The sequence below is a fragment of the Actinacidiphila sp. bgisy167 genome, assembly GCF_965342175.1.
Lineage (GTDB): Bacteria > Actinomycetota > Actinomycetes > Streptomycetales > Streptomycetaceae > Actinacidiphila.
Window position 1 is genome coordinate 1 of sequence record NZ_CBDRBL010000011.1, and the last position, 18,448, is coordinate 18,448.

Annotated in this window: 15 protein-coding genes; 8 read left to right on the forward strand and 7 right to left on the reverse strand. The window is 71.3% G+C overall.

Going from position 1 to position 18,448, the window contains the following annotated elements:
* Positions 1-1,097: 1,097 nt before the first annotated feature.
* From ACRWND_RS06560 to ACRWND_RS06590, 7 genes are all read right to left on the reverse strand, one after another.
* Positions 1,098-1,877 (reverse strand): hypothetical protein, encoded by a 780-nt coding sequence (locus tag ACRWND_RS06560; RefSeq protein ID WP_431946886.1) that lies wholly within the window; start codon positions 1,875-1,877, stop codon positions 1,098-1,100.
* A gap of 165 nt (positions 1,878-2,042) precedes the next feature.
* Positions 2,043-4,463, reverse strand: a complete 2,421-nt coding sequence (locus tag ACRWND_RS06565) for a glycoside hydrolase family 95 protein (RefSeq protein WP_431946888.1) — start codon at positions 4,461-4,463, stop codon at positions 2,043-2,045.
* Between the two features lie 69 nt (positions 4,464-4,532).
* On the reverse strand, positions 4,533-5,594 hold the full coding sequence (locus ACRWND_RS06570; protein WP_431946890.1) for an ABC transporter permease: 1,062 nt from the start codon (positions 5,592-5,594) through the stop codon (positions 4,533-4,535).
* On the reverse strand, positions 5,587-7,098 hold the full coding sequence (locus ACRWND_RS06575) for a sugar ABC transporter ATP-binding protein (protein ID WP_431946892.1): 1,512 nt from the start codon (positions 7,096-7,098) through the stop codon (positions 5,587-5,589). Before ACRWND_RS06575 ends, ACRWND_RS06570 begins: the two co-directional genes overlap by 8 nt.
* A gap of 21 nt (positions 7,099-7,119) precedes the next feature.
* Positions 7,120-8,193: a sugar ABC transporter substrate-binding protein gene (locus ACRWND_RS06580; protein ID WP_431946894.1), complete on the reverse strand. Its 1,074-nt coding sequence runs from the start codon at positions 8,191-8,193 to the stop codon at positions 7,120-7,122.
* Positions 8,194-8,288: 95 nt separating this feature from the next.
* Positions 8,289-9,044 carry an SDR family NAD(P)-dependent oxidoreductase gene (locus tag ACRWND_RS06585; protein WP_431946897.1) on the reverse strand — a complete coding sequence of 252 codons (756 nt, stop codon included), beginning with the start codon at positions 9,042-9,044 and terminating at the stop codon, positions 8,289-8,291.
* Positions 9,041-10,348, reverse strand: a complete 1,308-nt coding sequence (locus ACRWND_RS06590) for an enolase C-terminal domain-like protein (protein ID WP_431946899.1) — start codon at positions 10,346-10,348, stop codon at positions 9,041-9,043. The genes ACRWND_RS06585 and ACRWND_RS06590 overlap by 4 nt, the downstream gene beginning before the upstream one ends.
* 300 nt (positions 10,349-10,648) lie before the next feature.
* On the opposite strand from ACRWND_RS06590, the gene ACRWND_RS06595 reads away from it, so the two are divergent.
* From ACRWND_RS06595 to larE, 8 genes are all read left to right on the forward strand, one after another.
* Positions 10,649-11,368, forward strand: a complete 720-nt coding sequence (locus tag ACRWND_RS06595; RefSeq protein WP_431946901.1) for a FadR/GntR family transcriptional regulator — start codon at positions 10,649-10,651, stop codon at positions 11,366-11,368.
* An 83-nt stretch (positions 11,369-11,451) separates the two neighbouring features.
* Positions 11,452-12,303 (forward strand): fumarylacetoacetate hydrolase family protein, encoded by an 852-nt coding sequence (locus ACRWND_RS06600; protein WP_431946903.1) that lies wholly within the window; start codon positions 11,452-11,454, stop codon positions 12,301-12,303.
* On the forward strand, positions 12,303-13,289 hold the full coding sequence (locus tag ACRWND_RS06605; protein WP_431946905.1) for an aldo/keto reductase: 987 nt from the start codon (positions 12,303-12,305) through the stop codon (positions 13,287-13,289). The genes ACRWND_RS06600 and ACRWND_RS06605 overlap by 1 nt, the downstream gene beginning before the upstream one ends.
* Positions 13,289-14,239, forward strand: coding sequence for an amidohydrolase family protein (locus ACRWND_RS06610; RefSeq protein WP_431947023.1), 951 nt, complete (start codon positions 13,289-13,291; stop codon positions 14,237-14,239). The genes ACRWND_RS06605 and ACRWND_RS06610 overlap by 1 nt, the downstream gene beginning before the upstream one ends.
* Complete coding sequence (gene larA, locus ACRWND_RS06615; protein ID WP_431946907.1) at positions 14,236-15,516, forward strand: nickel-dependent lactate racemase; 1,281 nt, start codon at positions 14,236-14,238, stop codon at positions 15,514-15,516. Before ACRWND_RS06610 ends, larA begins: the two co-directional genes overlap by 4 nt.
* Entirely contained in the window at positions 15,513-16,202 is a 690-nt protein-coding gene (larB, locus tag ACRWND_RS06620) for a nickel pincer cofactor biosynthesis protein LarB (protein WP_431946909.1), read from the forward strand. The genes larA and larB overlap by 4 nt, the downstream gene beginning before the upstream one ends.
* Positions 16,199-17,380 (forward strand): nickel pincer cofactor biosynthesis protein LarC, encoded by a 1,182-nt coding sequence (gene larC / locus ACRWND_RS06625; protein ID WP_431946911.1) that lies wholly within the window; start codon positions 16,199-16,201, stop codon positions 17,378-17,380. Before larB ends, larC begins: the two co-directional genes overlap by 4 nt.
* Positions 17,370-18,194: an ATP-dependent sacrificial sulfur transferase LarE gene (gene larE / locus ACRWND_RS06630; RefSeq protein WP_431946913.1), complete on the forward strand. Its 825-nt coding sequence runs from the start codon at positions 17,370-17,372 to the stop codon at positions 18,192-18,194. Before larC ends, larE begins: the two co-directional genes overlap by 11 nt.
* Positions 18,195-18,448: the final 254 nt, after the last annotated feature.

An 18,448-nucleotide genomic window follows, 5' to 3' on the forward strand; every position in this document is an offset into this window, starting at 1 on the left:
CTTGAGGCTGCCGTGTGGTCGGCCGAGGTAACCGGCGAATGCGGAGTGGGAGCGCTGGAGCCGCTCCTGCCTCGCGGTGATGCGTGGCGGCACTGGAGCGAGCACCGGAACGGGCGCCTGTACGCTCCGCGCTCCTGGACGCAGGACCTCAACCGGTGTCGGGCGGCGGGAATCCCCGGAGGACTTGAGGTTCGCCACCAAGCCCGCTGGCCACCGGGATGGTCGCCCGGGCTCTGGACGCAGGCGTATCGGCCGCATGGGTCACCGGTAACGAGGTCTGGAGAGCCGTCAGATCGGCTACGCCTTGGCCGTCTCACGCAAGCGGCCGGTCCGCAGGCGTGCGGGCCTCCTCGAAGCAGGCATGCTTGCCACGCAGTTCACCGGGTCCCGCTTACCACGATGGCCAGGTCTTGTCGGGCATCGGCGGTGGACATCCACCGGAATCGACGCCCTGGCTGGATCCGGACCGCTCCCGGCCGAGTAGAGGGAAAGCTTCAGCTTGATACGTGCGCAACATCCGTATGGGAGGGTGTCCTACACTCACCCGACCACCGCTGCGGGTGGCGCCGGCACGCGGAACATCACCAACACCCTAATGCAGTGAACCATGGAGAGTACGTGGAGTTCCTTGACGGGCAGTTCAGCGGATACACGAAACGGCACCAGGATTACATGCACACGGGAGGCGGTCCGCAGTGATAACGCTGGAGGACGCCACGGTTACCGCGCAAGAATTCGCATCCCGCCGTCTCCCCAAAGGCGACGGATTCCAGTGGGGGTTTCGCTTTCGAGGGATTTCAAGTTCGGGCCTCTACCTGTTCCAGATCACCGTGAATCCACCGGCCCCGAACGGGAGGCCAAGGTTCGGCGGCAGCCCCGGATTCGTCGTCGACTCGAAGAGTGGGAGTTGCCGATCTGTGCGAGGCCACTCGGAGTACAAAGACCTTCTCAACCAGATAGCTGACAGAGCCACGTAAGGAAGCCGACGTACCCAGTGTGTCGCTCCGAGCATAGTTGCCCACCGAAGCGGCTGCGGGTGATGTCGGTGGGCAGGTCGGGACGGCCCCGCTCGGGGTGCGGGCGCCGGCCGCACCCGCTCAGCCGGCCGACGTGCTCTGCGTCGCCTCGCGTGCCGCGGTGAGGGCTCGCTGCCTGATGTCGCCGCCGAACAACTGCATCCCGGTGGCGGCCAGGACGTCATCCCTGCCGATGGTCCGCCCGTCCCCGCTGCGGGTGGCCAGGGCCCGGTGGGAATCCGTGAGGAACGGGGAGGGGGCCGGTTCGCCCGGCATCGCCAGGGTGACCGTGCCGAAACGTCTGACCCCGCCCTCGCGGACGACCATGGCCGCGTCTCGGGCAAGGTCCGTCAGGAACACGCTCGCGATCCCGTCCAGGTCGCGGACCATCGCCGGGACGGCCGTCACTCCCCGGCTCCGCAGCAGCTTCCTGACCCCGGCCTGGAACCTGTGGGCGCCGGCAACGGCACTCGGCCTGCGGGACCCACGGCGCCGGCGAGAAGGCACGACGGCGCCCTCGGCGTCGTGGAGGACACCGGTCAGGTTTCGGAACGTCGGGCTGTGGTCGTACCACTTCGTCCCCACGTCGAGCTCGACGTTCCGGTCGAGCGCCGAGAGGAGGTCCGCGGGGATCAGCTTCTTCCGGGCCTGCTCCGCCGCCGCTCTCCTCGCGCCGTCGATGATCTCCGTCAGCACCGTCCGCGTCACCGACGCGGCGGCCCACGCGGCCGACCGGGAGACGTGCATCGGGGTCACGTCCCTGAACACCGCTTTGACGAGAGAAGCCGTGAACGGCGCGACATCCGTCGCGGCGGCGGTCTCGAGTCGGCCGCGCCCAGGACCTGCGGACTGTGTGGTCATCGGAGGAAACGCTCCTTGCTGTCGGAGTGGGTCACCGCCCCACACCTCACCACATGGCCCCGCTCCCTTACTCATCCACCGTCTCTGCGGCACCCCGTCGAAGGGCGCGCCGCCCGCGCCCGCCGAGACATGAGGCCCGGCGGGCGCGAGCGGCGCTTTGCGGTGTCAGCGCGGCGTGATCACGTAGTCGCCGCGCGCCGCGGCCTCGAAGACGACGACGGTGCTCTCCGGACGTTCCACGGCGACCCGGCCGTGGGGACCGGTGGGGTGCACATCGACCGGAGCGGCCGTGCGCAGGCGGACGGTGCCGCCGTGCCGGGCCGTGAGCCGGGCCTGCGACAACGTGCCGTCGCGCCAGGTGAGATCGACGGTCAGGCCCCCGCGGGCGAGCAGGCCCGTGACGCGGCCGTCCGGCAGCTGCGGGGGCAGTGCGGGCAGCAGGTGGACCTCGTCGGTGTGGGACTGGAGCAGCCATTCGGTCACGCCGGCGGTGGCGCCGAAGTTGCCGTCTATCTGGAAGGGCGGGTGGAGGTCGAACAGGTTCGGCGCGGTGCGGCCGGGCGTGAGGAGGTCGCCGAGCAGCTTGTAGGAGCGGGCGCCGTCCTCGGCACGCGCCCAGAAGTTGATCTTCCAGGCGAGGGACCAGCCGGTTCCGGCGTCCCCGCGCAGCTCCAGCGTCTTCAGCGCGGCCTGGAAGAGGTCCGGCGTACCGCGCTTGGTGATCTGGTTGCTCGGGTGCAGGCCGTACAGGTGCGAGACGTGGCGGTGCTGGCGCTCCGGGGCTCCGGCGTCCCAGTCGTCCTGCCATTCCTGCAGCTGTCCCAGAGCGCCGATCTTCATCGGGGGCAGTTGGGCCCGGGCCGCACGCACCAGGTCGGCGTAGGGGCTGGTGTCGCCGAGGGCGTCGCAGGCCGCCAGGTACCCGTCGAACAGGTCACGCAGGATCTGGTTGTCCATGGTCGGTCCCGCGCACACCGACACGCCGCCGTGGTGGGCGTTCTCCGGTGACACGGAGGGACAGGTCACCAGGTGGCCCGTGCCGGGGTCGGGGACGAGCGAGTCGAGGAAGAAGCGGACCGCTCCCTCCACCACGGGCAGCCGGCGGCGCAGGGCTTCCCGGTCACCGGTGAAGCGGTAGTGCTCCCACACGGACGTCGCCAGCCAGGCGCCGCCGGTGGGCCACATCCCCCAGAAGGCGCCGTCCACGGGCGCGGTCCCACGCCAGGCGTCGGTGTTGTGGTGGGCCACCCAGCCGTCGGCGCCGTACTGCACCCGAGCGGTCTTCTGCCCCGCCTCCGCGAGGTCGTCGAGGAGAGCGAAGATCGGCTCCCAGCACTCCAGGAGGTTGGTGGAGGGCGCCGGCCAGTAGTTCATCTCCGTGTTGATGTTGATCGTGTACTTGGAGTCCCAGGGCGGGGACAGCTGGTCGTTCCAGATGCCCTGCAGATTCGCGGGCTGGGTGCCCGGACGGGAGGAGGCGATCAGCAGGTAGCGGCCGTACTGGTAGTGCAGGGCGACCAGTTGCGGGTCGTCTCCCTGGGCGAAGGCCGCGACCCGCCGGTCGGTCGGCGCGCCCGCCGCCTCGGTGGTGCCGAGGTCGAGCGTGACACGGCGGAAGAGCGCGCGGTGGTCGGCCACGTGCCGGGAGCGCAGCCGCCCGTACGGGGTGCCGCCCGCGGCGTTCAACGGGCCCTCGGCGCGGGCGCGGTGGTCGCCGGATGCGTCCTGGTAGTCGTTGTAGCTGGTGCCGACGGACACCAGCAGCGTCACCGCGTCGGCCCCGTTCACCGTGAGCGTGCCGTTCGCGCTGCTCACGGTGCCGCCCTCGGTGTGGGCGCGGACCAGGGCGCGGAAGCGGACCTGGCCGGTCACCCCCTCGCGGGTCTGTCCGGTCCCCTCCAGCCCCACGGTCATCGGGTCCGGGGAGTCCGTCCGGACCTGCTGCGGACTGTCGAAGGCGGCGGTGAAGGACAGGCTGCCGCGGGTGTCGGCGGTGAGCCGGACCACGATCACCTGATCCGGGTGGCTGGCGAACACCTCGCGCCGGTATGTGACGCCGCCGCGGGCGTACGTGGTGGTCGCGACGGCCGTGTCGAGGTTCAGCTCGCGGCGGTAGCCGGTGACCTCGCCCGCGCCCGGGACGGTCAGGCGCAGGTTGCCGACGGTCTGGTACATCAGCTCGCCGACCGGGGTGCCCATGAAGGAGGAGTCGATCAGACTCTGCGCGGCGCTCCACTCCCCGGCGAAGACCCTGCGCCGGATCTCCGGGAGGGCGGCCAGGCCCCGCGGGTTGGCGGGTTCGTAGGGGCCGCCGGCCCACAGGGTGTCCTCGTTGAGCTGGAGCTGTTCGGTGTCGACGCCGCCGAACACCATGGCGCCGAGGCGGCCGTTGCCGAGCGGCAGAGCCTCCAGCCACTGTCCGGCGGGCTTGTCGTACCACAGGGTGAGGGCGGAGGCCTCGCCGGCGGGGCCGGGCGGCGCAGCGGGGGCGGGAAGCGGGGCCGCGGTCGCCTCCACAGCGGGGAGGCCGGCGGCCAGAGCGGCGGACGCGGCTGCGGAGGCGACGAGGAACTCTCTTCGTTCCATGGATTGCCATGCCTTTCGGTCGCGGGTGCGGGCCGGACATCGAGGGCGTGCGTGTTCGGGGGGCGTCGCTCAGTCCTGGACCTTTCCTCCCGTGATGCGGGAGAGCGCCAGGGCGATGAGGATGATCGTGCCGTTGAGGGCGCCGATCCACTGTGCGGGGACGCCGCCGAGGGTGAGGACGTTCTGGATCATGAACAGGAGCAGGATGCCGGTGAAGGCGCCGAACATGGTGCCCTTGCCGCCGTTGAGGCTGATGCCGCCGATGACGGCTGCGGCGAAGACGGTGAAGATGTAGCCGTTGCCCTGGGCGGAGGCCACCGAGGCCAGGCGCCCCGAGAGCAGCAGGCCGCTGAGCGCTGCGAGGACGCTGGCGGCGACGATGACCGTCCACAGGACCCGGTCGGTGCGGATGCCGGCGGCCTTGGCCGCGTCGACGTTGCCGCCGATGGCGTAGAGGGAGCGGCCGAAACTGGTGAAGCCGAGCACCACGATCCCGACGGCGAACAGGAGCAGGCAGATCCAGACCGAAGCGGGCATGCCGGCCCACTGGGCGGTGCCGAGGTAGAGCATCGACGGTGGCAGTTGGAAGAACGTCTGGCCGCCGGAGATCCCGGTCAGGACGCCGCGGAGCACGATGAGCATGCCGAGCGTCACGATGAAGCCGTTGAGTCCGAACCGGATGATGAACAGGGCGTTGATCACGCCGATCAGCACGCCGACCGCCAGGGTGACGGGCACGGACCATCCGCCGGGCAGCAGGCCGATGCCGTGCGTGGCGCCGGCGGGTACGGTGAGCCACGCCGCGACCCCGGGCGCGATTCCGACGGTCGACTCCAGGGAGAGGTCCATTTTCTTGACGATCAGCACCAGGGTCTGAGCGAGGACCAGGAGCGCGATCTCGGACATGGTCTGCAGGACGTTGATCAGGTTGTCGGCCTGAAGGAACACCGGGTTGACGAGTTGTCCGACGATCGCCATGACGATGATCGCGGGAACGAGCGCGAGGTCGCGCAGCCGCGCGAAGGCGATCCTGCGTCCTCCTTGATCCCTGGTGGTCGGCTGCTCGCTCCCGGGCTCCGGCGGGCCGCCGTTCGGGGTCGTCGCGGCAGCCGCGGTCGCGCTGTCAGACATCGAGGTCCACTCCTTCCATCGCGGCCACGAGCTCGTGGTCGTGCCAGCCACCGGCCCTCTCGGCCACGACACGGCCCTGGAACATCACCAGGACCCGGTCACAGATGCGCAGGTCGTCCAGTTCGTCGGAGGCGATGAGCACTCCGGTGCCGGACCCGGCGATCTCCGCGACCTTGCCGAGGAGGAACTCCTTGGACCGCACGTCGACGCCGGCGGTCGGATTGATCAGCACCAGCACGTTCGGATCGTTGGCCATGGCCCGGGCCATCACGACCTTCTGCTGGTTGCCTCCGGAGAGCCCGGAGACGGGCAGGTGGGGTCCCGGTGCCTTGATCGCCAGCCTCTCGATCATGGAGCGGGCGTAGGCGTCCCGGCGGCGGCCGTCGATGAGACCATGCGGGCCGAGCCGCTCGGGGATGGTCAACGTCCCGTTGTCGGCGATGGACATCTGCGGTACCAGTCCCTGGTGGTGGCGGTCCTGCGGGACGAATCCCACTCCCGCCCGCAGCGCGGCCGGCACGCTGCCCGGCCGCGGGCGGACCCCCGCGATCCGCACCGTACCCCTGTCGGCGGACCGCAGTCCGACGACTGTCTCGGCGACCTCCGTGCGGCCGCTGCCGGCCGCGCCCGCCAACCCGACGATCTCCCCGCCGCGGACCGTGAAGGACACGTCCTGGTAGGCGCCCTCGACGACGGCGTCCTCCACCGCGAGCGCCGCCGGGGATGCGGCGGGCACCGGGCGGCGGCCTGCCCCGCCGGTCCCCTTGGTGGCGCCTTCGCCGGTCATGGCGGCCACGAGCTGGGCACGGGGAAGTTCGGCCACGGGCGCCGTCAGGATGTGCCGGGCGTCCCGGAACACCGTCACCGTGTCGCAGATCTCGTAGACCTCCTGGAGGTGATGGCTGATGAACAGGAAGGTGATGCCCTGCTGCTGGAGGTCGCGGATCCGGGCGAACAGCCGCCCGATGGCTGCTCCGTCCAGCTGTGCGGTCGGTTCGTCGAGGATGATGAAGCGCGCGCCGAACGACAGCGCCCGGGCGATCTCGACGAACTGCCGCTGCTCGATGTCGAGTTCGCCGGCGGGAACGCGCACGTCGACGTCGACCGACCACGTCCGCAGCACCTCGCGTGCCCTGTCGCGGACCGTTCGCCAGCTGATCAGGCCTCCGCGGCCACGGCCGTGCCGGTTCAGGAAGAGGTTCTCCGCCACGGTGAGCTGGGGGATGATGGTGGACTTCTGGTAGACGCAGGCCACCCGCTCCCGCCAGGCGTCCCGGTCCGCGAGCCGCGGCGCAGGCTCGCCCCCGAAGGACACCGATCCCTCGTCCGGTGCCTGAAGTCCCGTGAGGACGGAGACCAGGGTGGACTTCCCCGCCCCGTTGCGCCCCACGAGCGCGTGCGTCTGGCCGGGCATGATCGTGATGCCGGCGTCATGCAGCGCGACCGTGGGCCCGAACCGCTTCGTGATCCCCACCGCCTGGGCGACGGGGTGAGCCGTAACCATGCTTGTGTGTCGCCTTTCCGCTCAGCCGAGGTTGTTGCCCCACAGGGACGAGTCGTCGCTCTTGAGGCTGGGAACCCCGCCGTAGGTGCCGCCGTCCGCGGTCACGAGGGGAGCGGAGAGCTGGTCCTCCAACAGGCCGTCACGCACCTGGATGATGGTGCTGTCGTGGTCGGTCGGGCCGGGCTGGAACGTCTTGCCGTCGATCGCCGCCTTGAGGTAATAGAGGGCGTACTTCGCGTAGAGGTCGGCCGGCTGGGAGACGGTGGCGTCGATCTTCCCCTCGCCGATGTTCTTGAGCTCCTCGGGGATCCCGTCGTTGGAGACGATGTACACGTGCTTCTTGTCCTCGGGGCCCACCAGGAGGTTCTTCTGCTTGAGCACCTGGAGGGTGCCGGCGAGCGCGAAGCTGGACTGCATGTAGACGCCCTTGATGTCGGGGTGGGCCGTCAGGTCCGTCTGCAGCTTCTGCGCGGCCACCGCTCCGTCCCAGTTGGTGGCTTCACCGAAGACCTTGATGTCGGGGAAGTTCTTCTTCATGCACGCGTTGAAGGCCTCGGTGCGGTCACGGCCGTTGATCGACGCGAGGTCGCCCTGGAGCATGACGACCTTGCCCTTGCCGCCCAGCTTGGTGCCGAGGAACTGGCAGGCCTTCTCTCCGTAGGCGCGGTTGTCGGCACGGACCACCATGTAGACCTTGCCCGTGTCCGGGCGGGTGTCCACCGTGACGACCGGTATCTTCTTGGCTTCCATCTGCGCCAGCGTGGGCGCGATGGCCGCGGTGTCCTGGGGCGCCATGGCGACCCCCTTGACGCCCTGGCTGATGAAGGTCTGTGCGTTGGCGGTGAGTTTGGCGACGTCGTTCTGCGAGTTGGTGGTCTTCAGCTCCAGTCCGAGTTCCTTGGCGAACTCGGGGGTGTACTTGATGTATGAGTTCCAGAAGTCGGTGTCCGAGCGCGGGTAGTCGACCCCGATGACCGTCGAACCGCCGCCGCCCGCCCCCGACGCGGGTCCTGAGCCGCCGCAGGCGGTGAGCGCGAGGACGGTCAGGGCGGCGGTGCCGCCGAGGAAGGCGTGCCGGGTGAATCTGAGCTCCATTGCTCGTTCTCCTTGCCGGGTGAGTCGCGGTTAGAGCGGTACGCCGGCGGGTGCGGGAGCGGGTGCCGGTACCGCGGGTGAGGGAGGGGGCCGCTTCAGGCGCGCGGGCGAAGCCGCAGACCTTCCATGCCGCCGTCGACGGCGAGGTCCGTGCCGGTGGTCGAGCCGGACGACGGGCTCGCGAGGTAGGCGACGGCAGCGGCGACCTCGTCCGCGGAGACGAGGCGGCCCATGGGCTGGCGTGCGCACAGGGCCGCGCGCTCGGCGTCGGGGTCGGCCGCACGATCGAGGAGGCGGCCGATCCACGGCGTGTCGGCGGTCCCCGGATTCACGCAGTTCACACGGATGCCGTCGGGCACGAGGTCAGCGGCGGTCGCCCGGGTCAGGGCGAGCACGGCGCCCTTCGTCGCGGAGTACAGCGCCCGGTCCGGCAGTCCGGCGGTGGCGGCGATGGAACAGGTGTTGACGACGGACGCCTGACGGGAGCGGCGCAGGTGGGGAAGGGCCGCCCGGGTCACCCGGACCATGCCGACGACGTTGACGTCGAAAACCCGGTGCCACTCCTCGTCGGTGTTGTCCTCGATCGTGCCCTGGGCGCCGATCCCGGCGTTGTTGATCAGGACGTCGATGCCGTCGAGCACCCGCGCGGCCTCCTCGACGCCGGCCCGGACGCTCACGTCGTCGGCGACGTCCGCGCGGATGCCGACGAGGGGTTCGGGAAGCTCGTCCGGGGTGAGGTCGAGGCAGGCGACACGGGCGCCCCGCGCCGCGAGCAGACGGGCGGTGGCCAGCCCGATGCCGGAGGCGCCTCCGGTGACCAGGGCCTTGAGCCCCGCGAACTCGCCGCTCATGCGTCGGCCTCCGCGCTCCACACCGGTCCGTCGGGGTAGCGGTGTTCCTCCAGGGACCGCGTTCGCAGTTCGGCGCTGATTCCGGGCGCCTCGGGAGCGAGGTAGCGGCCGTCGCGGATGCGGACGGGGTCGGTGAAGTGCTCGTGCAGGTGGTCCACGTACTCGATCACCCGGTCCTCGGTGGTGCCGCTGACGGCCACGTAGTCGAACATCGCCAGGTGCTGCACCATCTCGCACAGTCCGACCCCTCCGGCGTGCGGGCAGACCGGGACACCGAACTTGGCGGCGAGCAGGAGGATGGCGACGTTCTCGGTGACGCCGGCGGTGCGGCTGGCGTCGAGCTGCAGCACGTCGAGCGCGTCCGCCTGGAGCAGTTGCTTGAACATCACCTGGTTGTGGGTGTGTTCGCCGGTGGCCACCTTGACCGGCGACAGCGCCCTGCGGATGGCGGCATGGCCGAGGATGTCGTCCGGGGAGGTGGGTTCCTCGATCCAGTACGGGTCGTAGGGCGCCAGCGCGGCCATCCAGTCGATCGCCTGCTGGACCCCCCATGCCTGGTTGGCGTCGACGGCGATCCTGACGTCCGGGCCCACCGCTTCGCGCGCCAGCCGCATGCGGCGTTCGTCCGCCTCGCGGTCGGCGCCGACCTTCAGCTTGATCTGGCCGAAGCCCTCGGCGACCGCCTCCTTGGCCAGCCGCACCAGTTTCTCGTCGTCATAGCCGAGCCACCCGGGGGTGGTGGTGTACGCGGGGTAGCCGTGCTCCAGCAGGTGCGCGGTGCGCCGGGCCCGGCCGGGCTCGGCGCGCCGCAGGATCTCCAGGGCCTCGTCACGGGTGAGGGCGTCCTCGAGGTAGCGGAAGTCGACGAGGTCGACGAGCTGCTCGGGGGAGAGTTCGGCGAGAAGCCGCCAGACCGGCTTTCCGGTGCGGCGCCCGTACAGGTCCCAGACCGCGTTGACGATCGCCGCGGCGGCCATGTGGATGGCCCCCTTCTCCGGGCCGAGCCACCGCAGTTGGCTGTCTCCGGTCAGGCGCCGCGAGAAGCCGCCGAGATCGGCCAGCACCTCCTGCACCGGCAGTCCCTCCACGAGCGGGGCCAGGGCGCGTACGGCGGCCACCTCGACGTCGTTCCCGCGTCCGACGGTGAAGGCGAGCCCGTACCCCTCCTCCCCCGCGCTCGTGCGGACGGTCACATAGGCGGCCGAGTAGTCGGGCTCGGGGTTCATGGCGTCGGAGCCGTCGAGCTCACGCGAGGTAGGGAACCGTACGTCGACCGCCTCGACGGCCGTGATCACCTCAGTCATGGCTTCCGCCACCTCCGGTGCGGAGGTGATGGTTCTGTCCCGGCATCATGGCAACCACCCGTCCTCATGTGTCGGCTAGATGTCCGTCGCGCTACGGCACTCGGACATTGGATGGATTTATAGGGTCGACTCGAGTCGGTGTCCATACCCTCGGACGGCAAAGGTTTCCGTCAAGCTTTCGACCTGCACACATGCGAAACTCTCGATCCGCAGAGCAGGGACCGGCCATCCCATGTCTTCCGCAGCGATGGGATGTATTGCTACGCTGCCGCCGCCTGAGCAGCCATCAGGGGGCAACGGATGTCATTGACGGACAAGGCGATCGACCGCATCAGGGACCTCATCCAATCCGGTGAGCTGCGGCCGGGGGCCAAACTCCCTCCCGAGCAGCAGCTGGCCACGGAGCTGGGCCTCTCCCGCAACCTGATGCGAGAGGCGGTGAAAGCGCTGGTCGTCGCACGGGTGTTGGAGATCCGCCGCGGTGACGGAACGTATGTGACCAGTCTGGAACCCGAGTTGCTGCTGAGCAGCATCGGCTCCGCGGTGGAGTTGCTGCGCGGTGACACCCTGCTGGAGCTGACCGAGATACGCCGGCTCTTCGAACCGGTCGCCACCGGGCTCGCCGCCACACGGATCTCGCCCGCGGGGCTGGCGGAGGTCGAACGGCATCTGGAGGCGATGCGGGCGACCCGCGACGACGTGGAACTGCTCACCGAGCACGACGCCGCGTTCCATCGCGCGGTCGTCGCCGCCACCGGCAACGCCACCCTCGCCACCGTGCTGGAGGGGATCTCCGGCCGGACACTGCATGCCCGCGTCTGGCGCGGACTGGTCGACGAGGACGCCGCGGGACGCACCGTGGCCGAGCACGAAACCATTCTCCGGGCATTGGCCGCCGGCGACGCCGCTCTGGCCGAAGCGGCCGCCCTCCTGCACGTCAGCACCACCGAGCAATGGCTGCGCGAGCACCTGGAACCCGACGGCGACGTCCCGGGCGGCGCCGCAGGCGACCCGCACTGACCGACACCCGAGGCCCCACCCGAAGACCGCCCGGGGCGTGCCGGTCACGGACGGGCACGCGTCACGAGCAAGGAGCACCCGCCATGAGATTCCTGCGCGTCGGCCCCGTGGGCCGCGAGCGTCCCGCCGTCCTCGACGCCGACGGCGTCGCCTACGACCTGACACCGCTCACGGGCGACATCGACGGGGCCTTCCTGGCCGGCGACGGCCCGGACCGCGTCCGCACCGCCCTGACCGACGGCGCCCTCCCGCGCGCCGACCTCACCGGCCTGCGCACCGGTGCTCCCGTGGCGCGTCCCGGAAAGGTCGTGTGCGTCGGACTCAACTACGTCGATCACGCCGCGGAGACCGCGACGCCCCTGCCGACGGAGCCGGTGGTCTTCATGAAGGCCTCCAACACGGTCGTCGGACCCGACGACACCGTCCTCGTACCGCGCACCAGCACCGCGACGGACTACGAGATCGAACTCGCTGCCGTCATCGGCCGGACCGCCCGCTATCTGGAGTCCCCCGACGCCGCTGCCGAGGTGATCGCGGGGTACGCCATCGCCGACGACGTCAGCGAGCGCTCCTTCCAGCACGAGCGCGGCGGGCAGTGGGACAAGGGGAAGTCCTGCGAGACGTTCAATCCGCTCGGTCCCTGGCTGGTGACGCCCGATGAGGCCGGGGACCCCCAGGACCTCGGGATGCGGCTGTGGGTCAACGGCGAATTGCGCCAGGACGGCCACACCAAGGACATGGTCTTCGGTGTGCACCACATCGTGTGGTACCTCAGCCAGTTCATGGTGCTCGATCCCGGCGACGTGATCAACACCGGCACCCCGGCCGGGGTCGCCTTCGGCGCCAACGACTTCGCCTACCTGCGGCCCGGCGACGTGGTCGAGGCGGCGATCGACCGGCTCGGCCGTCAGCGGCACGTCCTCGGGCAGGCCTGATGCTCTCCGCAGAAGGACCCTGGTACACCGAGCGGGTGCCTCTGGGACGTTCCGACGTGACCGTCAGCCGCCTCGGGGTGGGCACCGCGCCGCTCGGCGGTCTGTTCTCGGCCGTGGGAGAGCGGCAGGCCGCCGACACGCTGGAAGCCGCCTGGACGGCCGGGATCCGGTACTTCGACACCGCCCCGCACTACGGCGCCGGGCTCGCCGAGCGGCGGCTCGGCGCCTTCCTCACCGGGGCCGGCCACCCGCGCTCGGCCTACACGGTGTCGACAAAGGTCGGACGGCTGCTCGTACCCGGCGCGTCCGCTCCGGGCGACGAGGCCTTCCACGGCGCACCCGGGCTCGTCAGGGTCCGGGACTACAGTGCCGAAGGCGTCTACCGCTCGCTCGCCGAGAGCCTGGAGCGCTCCGGTCTCGACGCCTTCGACATCGTTCTCCTCCATGATCCGGACGAGCACTGGGAGGAGGCCGTCACGGGCGCCTACCCGGCTCTGGCCCGGCTGCGCGCGGAGGGAGCGGTACGGGCGATCGGCGCGGGTATGAACCAGACGGCGATGCTCACCCGTTTCGTCACCGAGACCGACCTCGACTGCGTGCTCGTCGCCGGCCGCTACTCCCTGCTGGATCGCAGCGCGGCCGACGAACTGCTCCCGGCGTGCGCCGAACGCAAGGTGGGCGTCCTGGTCGGCGGTGTGTTCAACAGCGGCATCCTCGCGAATCTGGCGCCGGACGCCATGTACGACTACGCGCCGGCCCCCGAGGCGGTCCGCCGCCACGCTCTCGCCCTCGGCGCATGCTGCGCCGAGTACGGCGTCCCCCTGGCCGCGGCGGCACTGCGTTTTCCACTGCGGCACCCGGCTGTCACCGGTGTCGTCATCGGCGCGCGCAGCGCGCAGGAGGTCACCGTGAACGTCGCGCACATCACCGCGACGATCCCCGAAGAGCTCTGGGCGAGGCTCGACGCCATGGAACGGAACGGATGATGAACAGGATCGACGCACACCACCACATCTGGCGGCCGGCATCGACCACCTCCCCCTCCCTTGATCCCGCTCCGCTCGCCGGCACCGGGCCTCGACGCCGTGTGCACGCGTGGCTCGACGCACCCGGGATGGCCCCGGTGCGACGGGACTTCACCTTGGCGGACCTGGCACCCGCCGCCGCGGCGGCGGGCATCGACCGCACGATCCTGGTCCAGGTCCTGCCCGACACCGACGAGACCGCGGATTTCCTGGCGCTGGCGGAGGCGGACGAGACGGTCGCCGGTGTCGTGGGCTGGGCGGACCTCACATCGGACCGGCTCACCGACACGCTCGACTCCCTGCGGGCGGCACCCGGCGGTGGACTCCTGGCGGGCGTGCGGCATCTCGTGCAGGGCGAACGGGACCCGGGCTGGCTGACACGTCCGGACGTGCGCCGCGGGCTGCGCACGGTGGCCGACGCCGGCCTCGCCTATGACCTGCTCGTCGTTCCCCGGCAGCTGCCCGCGGCCATCACCGCCGTCAGCGAGCTGCCGGAACTCACGTTCGTCCTCGACCATCTGGCCAAGCCGCCCATCGCCGGCGGCGAGACGGAGCCCTGGGCCTCGCTGATCCGCGAACTGGCGGCGCGTCCGAACGTGTTCTGCAAACTGTCCGGCATGGTCACCGAGGCGGGTCGCGACTGGAACGTGGCCGCCCTGCGTCCCTACGCCGACGTGGTGCTCGACGCCTTCGGACCGGACCGGGTGATGTTCGGATCGGACTGGCCGGTGTGCCTGCTCGCGGCCTCCTACGAGGAGGTCGTCACCGCCGCCGAGGCGCTGACCACCGGCCTCACCGATGCCGAGCGCTCCCGTGTCTTCGGCGGGACCGCGGAACGCGCCTATCGCCTGGGCGCGGGCCGCAGGCGGGAGCGGACCGGCGGCGAAGGGGCCGAGGAGGCGGTCCGGTGAAGCTGCGCCTCGCCTACGGGCGGTCGGGGCTCGAGATCGACGTCGATCCGCGCAGGACGACCGTCGTCGAGCCCGTCCACCACAAGGCGGCCGCGGACCAGGCGGCCGTGCTGCGCGCGGCCCTGCGCGACCCGGTCGCCGGGCCCCCGCTGCGCGAGAGGGTGCGCCCCGGGCAGACGGTCGCCATCTCGGCGTGCGACGGGACCCGTCCGCAGCCCCGGCGCCTGATGATCCCGGCCGTCCTGGACGAACTGGACGGCGTGGTCGACCGGGAGGACGTGGTGATCCTCGTGGCGACGGGTACCCACCGCGGCAACGACACGTCCGAGTTGAGGGCGATGTTCGGTGACGAGATCGTGGACACCGTGCGCATCGTCAACCACGACGCCCGCGACGCGGGGCAGCTGAAGTGGATGGGCAGGCACGGCAACGGCGTCCCGGTGTGGCTCAACCGGGAGTGGGCGGAGGCGGACGTCCGGATCACCACCGGCTTCGTCGAACCCCACTTCTTCGCCGGTTTCTCCGGCGGCCCGAAGCTCGTCGCCCCGGGGCTCGCGGCCCTGGAGACCGTGCTCGTGCTGCACGACGCGGCGCGCATCGGCGACGCGCGCGCCACCTGGGGCATCACCCGGGGAAACCCGGTCCACGACGACGTCCGCGCCATCGCCGAGGCCACCGGTGTCACCTTCGCCCTGGACGTGGTGCTCAACCGCGACAAGGACGTCGTCGCCGCGTTCGGCGGCGATCTGCTGCCGATGCACGCCGCCGCCACCGCCGCGGCCGCGCGGATGGCGATGCGCCCCGTACCGGCGCCCTTCGACGTCGTGGTCACCACCAACTCCGGATTTCCGCTGGACCAGAACCTCTACCAGGCGGTCAAGGGAATGTCGGCCGCCTATCAGGTGGTCCGGCCCGGAGGAACGATCGTGTGCGCGGCCGAGTGCCGTGACGGCTTCCCCGACCACGGCTCGTACCGCAGTGTGCTGGCCTCCGCCCCTTCCCCCCAGGCGCTGCTCGACGAGATCACCGCGCGGACCGAGACGGTTCCCGACCAGTGGCAGGTGCAGATCCAGGCCCGCATCCAGTCGGGCAGCCGCGTCATCATGCACACCTCCTTCCTCAGCGACGCGGAGCTGGCCTCGGCGCATCTGGAGCAGACCCACGACATCTCCGACACCGTCGCGGAGGCGCTGGCCGCCGCGGGCCCCGACGCCCGCTTGTGCGTTCTGCCGGAAGGTCCGCAGACCATCCCGTACGTCGAAGGAGGCCGGGCGTGAACGAGGTTCTGGATCTGGGGTACGCACGAGTCGACATCGGCCGCGAGGCACGGCAGGGGCTTCCGGAAGTCGTGTACGGCCCCGGCAAGACCGTGGCGCAGATCGCCGGCATCGTCACCGGTCTCCTCGAGCACAACAGCGGGCCCGTCCTCGCCACCCGCGTGGCCCCCGACACGGCGGCGGCCGTCCTGGAGCGGGTGGACGCCGGATCGTACGACGAGGAGGCCCGGCTGCTGCTGTGGCGACCGGCCGCCCCCGCCGGCTTCCACGTCGTGGTGGCCGCCGCCGGGACGTCCGACCGCCCGGTGGCCGCCGAGGCCACCGCTGTGGCATCCGCCGTCGGGCTGGCGACGACGGTCGTCCACGACGTGGGAGTCGCGGGACTCGACCGCGTCCTGCGGGTCCGCGAACTGCTGCGGTCCGCCGACGCGGTGATCGTCGTCGCGGGCATGGAGGGCGCCCTCGCCAGTGTCGTCGGCGGCCTCGTGCGCGCCCCCGTCGTGGCGGTGCCGGTCTCCACCGGGTACGGCGCCTCGCTGGAGGGTGTCACCGCGTTGCTCGCCATGCACGCCTCCTGCGCGGCCGGAGTGACCGTGGTCAACATCGACTCGGGGTTCTCCGCGGCCATGGCGGTCCACCGCATCGCCGTCTCCCGCCCGACGGCTGATCACGGGGGCAGCGCATGATCTGCTGGATCAACCCCTTCACAGGACTGGCCGGGGACATGTTGCTGGGCGCCCTGATCGACGCGGGAGCACCGCTCGACCGGATCCGGGCCGCCGTCGCCGCCACCGGCCTGACAGGCTGGGACCTGACGGCCGAACGCGTCACCGACCACGGGCTGTCCGCCACCCGCGTGCGCGTGGAGGTCTCCGATCCGTACACCGAGCGCCGCGCCGCCGAGGTGCTCGACCTCGCCACCCGGGCGGCTCCCCGGCCCGTGGCGGACATCGCCGTCGCCGCCCTGACCGCCGTCGCCGAGGCGGAGGGGCGGCTGCACGATACCGACCCGGCGGACGTCCACCTCCACGAACTCGGCGGGCACGACGCGCTCGTCGACATCGTCGGCAGCGCCGCGGCCCTGCACGCCCTCGGCGTCACCGAGGTCGTGAGCGCGCCCCTGCCACTCGGCCGGGGCGAGGTGAACTCCGCGCACGGCGTCCTGCCCTGTCCGGCACCCGCCACACTCGCCCTGCTGGCCGGCGCGAGCGTCAAGGGCAGCGACCTCCCCGGGGAGACGGTGACACCCACGGGCGCCGCGCTGCTGCACGCCGTCAGCGCCCGGTACGGCCCGCCCCCGCCCATGACGCTGGGCCGCACCGGCTACGGGGCGGGCACACGCAGCCTCCCCGACCGGCCCAACGTCGTCTCCGTCACCCTCGGCGCCCGGACCCCGGCCGGAGGGAACGAGGAAGTGGTCGTTCTGGAGACCAACCTCGACGACGTCACCGGAGAGCTCCTCGGCCACGTCATCAGCCGCGCGCTGGACGCGGGCGCACTCGACGCCTGGACGACGGCCGCGGTGATGAAGAAGGGCCGGCCCGCGCACGTCCTGCACGTCCTCACCGCCCCGCACCACGAAGGACGGCTGCGTGACCTGCTCCTGGCCGAGACCGGCACCCTCGGCATCCGGCGGATCGGCGCGACGCGCACGGTTCTGCCACGCGCCTTCGAGAGCGTCGACGTGGAGGGGCGTCCCGTCCGGATCAAACACGGTCCGCACGGGGCCAAGCCCGAGTACGACGACCTGGCGGCCGCGGCCGCGGATCTGGGTCTGCCGCTGCGCGTCGTCGCCGCGCGCGCACTGCGTCTGAGCCGAGAAGGGGCAGGCATGACGGACCGGGAGGAACCCTGTGCGCAGTGACGACGAACTGGAGCGCCGGCTCCTGGACCGCGTGCGCGCCCTCGGCGGTCCCCTCGCCGTCGCGTACTCGGGCGGCGCCGACTCCGCCCTCGTCCTCGCCGCGGGGGCACGGGCGCTCGGGCCGGAGCAGGTCCTTGCCGTCACCGCCGTCTCGGAGAGCCTGGCCGACGGCGAACTCTCCCGCGCGCGGCACCTGGCCGACGACCTCGGCGTCGTCCACCTGACGCCGCGCACCCATGAGTTGGCCCGAGCCGGATACCGGGCCAACGGACCCGACCGGTGCTACTTCTGCAAGTCCGAGGTCCTGGACACCATCTCCGCACTCGCTCGCGAGCGGGGCTTCGACGTGGTGGCCACCGGCACCAACGCCGACGACGCGGCGGACCCCTACCGCCCGGGCATCCGCGCCGGGCGGGAGCGCGGCATCCGCACGCCCCTCCTGGACGCCGCCCTGACGAAGGCGGACGTACGCCGCCTCAGCCGGCACTGGTCGCTGCCCACCTGGGACAAACCTGCCACTCCCTGCCTGGCCAGCCGTGTCCGCTACGGCGTCGAGGTCACCTCCTACCGCCTGGCACGCGTGGACCGCGCGGAAGCGGCCGTACGGGCGCTGGCGGCCGAGGCCGGGCTGCACCCGCGGGACCTTCGGGTCCGAGACCTCGGAGACCGGACCCGCGTCGAGGTGGATCCGCCCCTCGTGGCCCTGATGGCGGCGCTGCCGGGCATCGCCGAGGCACTCGCCGAAGCGGGCTTCGCCGGCCTGCCCCACCAGGTCGGGGCGTTTCGCTCGGGGCGGCTCAACACCGAGGGGTGACGGCCCCCGGATGTTCTTGGTGCTCCTTCAGGAGGGCCGCTGACCTTCGGGCCCGCATGACTGTCGCCCTATCTTCTTCACGGGTTCGCACCGGTCACTCGTAGGATCGGCGGAACCCAGGGGTTCCAGGTACGGCTGTGGCTGTTCCGCCGCCGGATGGCTCAGGGGGCTTGGCCACCCGGAACCCTGTGACGACTCGACCGCTGGTGGGGAGACGCGCCTCGATCGCTGCGTAGGGCAACGCCGGCGAGGTC